Genomic DNA, 4,687 nt, shown 5'->3' on the forward strand with positions numbered 1-4,687 from the left:
GCAGCTCGGGATCACGCTGTGCACGCTGGTCCTCGGTGTCGTCGCGGAACCGGCGATCGAGCATCTGCTGGAGCCTGTCTTCCACGCGCTCGGCGTCCCTTCGGGGGCCGGTGCTCGGGGCGGGGGAGGTCGCGCTCGGCCGGGAGGCGGGCCGGTGGACGGTCGTGGAGGTCACCAACCTGTCCACCGGATACTGCCCCGACGTCACGTCGTGGCCCGCGGTGGCGCACGCCCTCGACCGGGCCGGCCTCGGCCACCCCGGTGGGTTCACGCACGCGGTGGTCTTCCGGCGCTGCGTCGAGTGCCGGGAGGTCGGCGTCGTGCGGGAGGGGTACTTCGTGTGCGTGTTCTGCGATGCCGAGCTGCCCCTCGGGTGGAACGCCGGCCGGACCGGCCCTAGACCTCCAGGCCCGACTCGATCCGCTTGAGCGCGTGGCGGGCCAGGGCGAGGTTGCCTCGGCTGCGGTCCAGGGCGAGGTAGAGGAAGAGGGTGCCGCCGGAGCTGTTGAGGGGGCGGATGAGGTGGTACTGGGCGCCGAGGGTGATGAGGATGTCCTCGACGGAGTCCTGCATGCCCAGCAGATCGAGGGTGCGGGCCTTGGCGCGGACGACCTCGGTGTTGCCGGCGGCGGCGACCTCCAGGTCGAGACCCTGGCCACCGCCGAGGGTGCCGAGGGACATTCCACTCTCGTAGTCGACCAGGGCGACACCCAGGGCGCCGTCGATCGTCATCGCTTCCTTGAGCGCGGTCTCGATGTTCATGTCCTGTCCTTCGCTCTGTTCACGCTTTGCTGTACTGCCGTGTGACGGTGGGTCAGAAATTGAGCGACGGACGCCCTGTCCTGAACCTTTCGGATTAAACTACTGTGTTTTCCGTTGCCATGTGAAGCAATAGTGAAGAGGGAGTCCCGTTGTCATCAGTCGAAGCCTCCCTGAGTCGCCTCCTGGAACTGCCGGGCGTCACAGGTGTCTCGCTCATCGACGCGGTCACGGGACTGACGTACGGCGACGCGGGGGCCGGCAGCCAGGACCCGGTGGAGTGCAGCCGTCTCGCGCAGTTCGTCGAGAGCGGTCTCAACGCGGCGGGCGCGCAAGGGGAGTTGGAGAGTATCGTCATCACGGGCAGCAGCCGGCAGCTCGTGGTGGCCACGGTGCCCCGGCAGGGTGATCCCCTGCTGCTGACCGCCGCACTGGAACGAGGGCAGGCCAACCTCGCTCTGGTTCTGCACCATTTGGGCCTGTACGCGGCAGAGGTGACCGCATGACCCCGGCAGTGCCCCCGCGTAACCTCCCTGCTCTGCTGGCGGCCCTGTACGACGAACGCCGTGACGCCGCGGTCGCCGTCTCCGGCACCCCTGGTGGCACGATCCACGTCCACGCCGGACTCGTCGTCGCGGTCGACACGCCCGGCGCCCCGAGCGCGGAGTCGGTCCTCCTCAAGTCCGGGCGCGTGGAGGACGGTTCGTGGGCGGCGGCCCGCGCGGCGGACGGCCTGTTGAGTGAACAGCTCCATAAGCGCGGCCTGTTGAGCCCCGAGGAGTTCGAAATCACCTGCACGGCAGCCCTGTTCGACGGCGCCTTCGCCCTTGCTCTGGGCCCCGGCGCCGTCTGGGAGGTCCGCGAACCGGTCCCGGGAGTCGTCGCCTCCCGCGCCTTCGCCCCGCATCTGGTGGCCGCCGAGACCACCCGCCGCCTCGCCGTCCTCACCGAACTCTGGGGCTCCCCGGTCGAGTTGGCCCGCACCAGGATCCGGGCGACCGACGCCCCCCGCCCCGCGGTCACGCACCCCCGTCACCTCGCCCTGCTGGACGCCGTGAACGGCCGCCGCACCCCCCGCGACCTCGCCTTCGCCCTCGGCCGGGGTGTCTTCGCCGTCATGGTCGACCTCGCCCACCTGCGCGCGCTCGGCCTGATCCACCATGACGTTCCGTCAGCGAGCCGCCCCAGTACGGCACTTCGTGTCCCGGGGGCCCGCACCGAGGCGCCCCGCTCACCGGCCGGCTCCGCGCCGCTCCCCACCCGCACGCCGGGCACGCACCGCCCCCACCGATCGGATACCGTGTGAACCCGCGCAGGCGCAGGAAGTCAAGACAGCGGTACCTCGCGCTCGCCCGGCGACGGCGATTCGACCGGCCCGCCGTCGAGGACACCCCGTCGCCGCTCCCCGTCCGCCGCCCCGGCGCGTCGGCCGGCCGTCCCGTCCCCCCGGGCCTGGAGGAGGACCAGCCTGAAACTGCTCTCCTGCACCGCGTCCGCGACCTCCTCTCTGCTCTGCCCTGACCTACCGCACCGCCCGCACGTCACCGCTCACCAGCAGGGATCGCCGATGTCCGAAGTCCACCAGTCCGAACCGCTCGTCGAGGTGCTCACCGCGCTGCGCGAAGGGGTGATGGGGGTCAGTGAGACGGTGGTCTCCACCGTCGACGGCCTTCTGGTCGCCGCCGATGTCGACGCCGTGCACGCGGAGTCCATGGCGGCGCTGGCCGCGGCGAACTACAGCCTGGCCCGGCGGATGGCCCACGAGGCGGGCGGCAGTGGCCTGCGGGACGTCACCACGCGCAGCGCGGACCGGCACGTGATCGTGCTGGCCGTGAACGACCGTGCGCTCCTGACGGTCGTCGGCGACGACGGCCTCGACCTGGCCCGCCTCCAGCGCGAGGTCCACCTCACGCTGGAGAGCCTGGCGAAGATCCTGGAGAGCGACACGCCCGCCTGAGACGAGACCGCCCCCACCGGCAACGGGCCGGTGGGGGCGGTGGACTGACGGACCGTCAGTCCTTGTTCTGGCCCAGCTTCTCGATGTATTCCTGAGCCTTGTCGACCGCCGTGTCGATCTTGTCGCCGTGCTTGCCGCCGGTCTTGTCGTCGATGAACTCGCCCGCCTTCTCCAGGCCCGCGGAGATCTTGTCCCCGTGCTCCTCGGCGAAGTCGTCCACCTTGTCCTTGAGATCCTTGAGGTTCTTCAGCCCCTCGAACACCCGCACTTCTCCTCTACAGTCATGTAGTACTGACAGGGTCATGATCTCATCGCCTAAGCTCTGCTGTGGACAAGCGCGACATCTCCACGGAGGCAAGGCGTCGTGGGCCTGGATCTGAATCTTCTCGTACCGCTGGACGCACTGCTGCAAGAGCGCAGCGTGACGAAGGCGGCGGCGCGGCTGGGGCTGAGCCAGCCGACGGTGAGCGCGTCGCTGGCCCGGCTGCGCAGGCACTTCGGCGACGAACTGCTGGCCCGGGAGGGAAACAGCTACGAACTGACGCCACTGGCGAAGCAGCTCGCGGGGCAGGCGGAGCGGGCGCTGCGGCTGGCGGACGACGTCTTCCTGCCGCACACCGCCTTCGATCCGGCCTTCGCCCAGCGCGAGTTCACCCTGATCGCGACCGACATGCACGTGGCGACCCTGGGACGGGAACTGGCCGCGCTGGTGAGCGAACGAGCACCGGGGGTGCGGCTGCGGTTCCTGCTGGAAACTCCCTCTCTCGCGCAACGAAGGGAGGAACCCCTGAGTGAGGTCGACGCCGGGATCCTGCCGCAGGGCGTACTGGGGGACACCCCGTCCATCGAGCTGTACGAGGACCCCTGGGTGTGTGTCGTCTCCTCGGACTCCGTCGAGGGCGGGCCCCCGACGGTCGAGGAGCTCGGCGCCCGGCCCTGGGTGATGCCCTTCCACTTCCCGTGGCTGGGATACTCTCCGCTGGGCCGGCTGCGCGGGAGCGGCATGGATCCCCGGATCGACATCGCCGTGGAGAACTACCTCACCATCCCCTACCTGGTCATCGGCACAGACCGGGCCGCCCTGCTCCCCGCCCGCGTCCTCGCGCTCAGCGAGGCCGCCGGCCGCGGCCTGACCACCGTCGACCTCCCCTTCGACCCGGGCCGGATCATGGAGTCCCTGTGGTGGCACCCCCGCCACGACCGGGACCCCGCGCACGTCTGGCTGCGCCAGGTCGTCGTCGAGGCGGGAGCGCGCGTTGCGGCCCGGCCGCACCGGGGCGGAGTATAGGCGGCGTCTATGCCCGGCATCGGTGATCAAGCGTTCCCACCGGCCGGGCGGAGAGCCAGAGTTGGCCGAGGGGATCCGCCGCCACCGCCGTCACGGCCTGCCGGAACAGCGGGGTGCCGAGTCCCGGCACACTCCGTATCGCGGCCTTGGGAGATGACGGTCATGCGAGGCGAACTGCTCGCACTGAAAGCCGGGCACGTGTTCGACGGCGCACGCGTCGGACCGTCCGGGATGCTGCTGGTCGAGAACGACATGATCCTCGACGTCGACTTCACCGGCTCCGAGCCTCCCGCCGAGGCCGCGACGGTGGACTTCGGCCCCGATGCCTGGCTGCTGCCCGGGTTCGTCGACACCCACGTCCACCTCTGCTGGGACGGCACGGAGAAGGCCGTCGCGCACGGGATGCCCGACGGCCCCGAGGCGGTCCTCCGCGTCGCCCGGGAGAACGCGGCCCGCTCCCTGGACGCCGGTGTCACCACCGTCCGCGACCTCGGCGACCGCGACTACCTCACACTCGAACTGCGCGACAGCCCCGGGGAAGGACTGCGCCCGGAGATCGTCGTGTCGGCCGGTGCGGGCCGCGCAGTGCTTGGCCCGTTCGGGGAGGTCCTGGGCCGCGCGGCCCGCCGAGATGGAGAGCGAGGCGTAGGCGGACACCGACTCCGCCTCGTCCTTCGCGAGGT

General features: G+C 70.8%; 8 protein-coding genes. 5 read left to right on the forward strand and 3 right to left on the reverse strand.

What is annotated here, in order from left to right; genetic code table 11:
- Positions 1 to 396: 396 nt before the first annotated feature.
- Complete coding sequence (locus tag ACVNF4_RS32620) at positions 397 to 762, reverse strand: hypothetical protein (protein ID WP_461806493.1); 366 nt, start codon at positions 760 to 762, stop codon at positions 397 to 399.
- Positions 763 to 911: 149 nt separating this feature from the next.
- On the opposite strand from ACVNF4_RS32620, the gene ACVNF4_RS32625 reads away from it, so the two are divergent.
- Positions 912 to 1,265 (forward strand): hypothetical protein, encoded by a 354-nt coding sequence (locus ACVNF4_RS32625; protein WP_461806494.1) that lies wholly within the window; start codon positions 912 to 914, stop codon positions 1,263 to 1,265.
- Positions 1,262 to 2,065, forward strand: coding sequence for a hypothetical protein (locus ACVNF4_RS32630; protein WP_461806495.1), 804 nt, complete (start codon positions 1,262 to 1,264; stop codon positions 2,063 to 2,065). The genes ACVNF4_RS32625 and ACVNF4_RS32630 overlap by 4 nt, the downstream gene beginning before the upstream one ends.
- A 20-nt stretch (positions 2,066 to 2,085) precedes the next feature.
- On the opposite strand, the gene ACVNF4_RS32635 is transcribed toward ACVNF4_RS32630, so the two are convergent.
- The gene (locus ACVNF4_RS32635; protein WP_461806496.1) at positions 2,086 to 2,247 is read right to left on the reverse strand and encodes a hypothetical protein; all 162 of its coding nucleotides are present in this window, start codon (positions 2,245 to 2,247) and stop codon (positions 2,086 to 2,088) included.
- Between the two features lie 79 nt (positions 2,248 to 2,326).
- On the opposite strand from ACVNF4_RS32635, the gene ACVNF4_RS32640 reads away from it, so the two are divergent.
- Positions 2,327 to 2,716, forward strand: coding sequence for a roadblock/LC7 domain-containing protein (locus ACVNF4_RS32640; protein ID WP_461806497.1), 390 nt, complete (start codon positions 2,327 to 2,329; stop codon positions 2,714 to 2,716).
- Between the two features lie 55 nt (positions 2,717 to 2,771).
- On the opposite strand, the gene ACVNF4_RS32645 is transcribed toward ACVNF4_RS32640, so the two are convergent.
- Positions 2,772 to 2,978 carry an antitoxin gene (locus ACVNF4_RS32645; protein ID WP_461806498.1) on the reverse strand — a complete coding sequence of 69 codons (207 nt, stop codon included), beginning with the start codon at positions 2,976 to 2,978 and terminating at the stop codon, positions 2,772 to 2,774.
- A 102-nt stretch (positions 2,979 to 3,080) separates the two neighbouring features.
- On the opposite strand from ACVNF4_RS32645, the gene ACVNF4_RS32650 reads away from it, so the two are divergent.
- Both ACVNF4_RS32650 and ACVNF4_RS32655 read left to right on the forward strand, forming a co-directional pair.
- A complete protein-coding gene (locus ACVNF4_RS32650) occupies positions 3,081 to 4,004 on the forward strand; it encodes a LysR family transcriptional regulator (RefSeq protein WP_461806499.1) in 924 nt (307 codons plus the stop codon).
- A gap of 162 nt (positions 4,005 to 4,166) precedes the next feature.
- Positions 4,167 to 4,687 (forward strand): amidohydrolase family protein (locus ACVNF4_RS32655; protein WP_461806500.1); only part of this gene is annotated, 521 nt, incomplete at its 3' end.

The sequence above is a fragment of the Streptomyces sp. S6 genome (assembly GCF_054880855.1).

Bases quoted from the DNA above. Each gene is read 5' to 3' on its own strand.
- ACVNF4_RS32640 (WP_461806497.1), top strand. From the start codon at position 2,327: ATGTCCGAAGTCCACCAGTCCGAACCGCTCGTCGAGGTGCTCACCGCG.
- ACVNF4_RS32620 (WP_461806493.1), bottom strand. From the start codon at position 762: ATGAACATCGAGACCGCGCTCAAGGAAGCGATGACGATCGACGGCGCC.
- ACVNF4_RS32630 (WP_461806495.1), top strand. From the start codon at position 1,262: ATGACCCCGGCAGTGCCCCCGCGTAACCTCCCTGCTCTGCTGGCGGCC.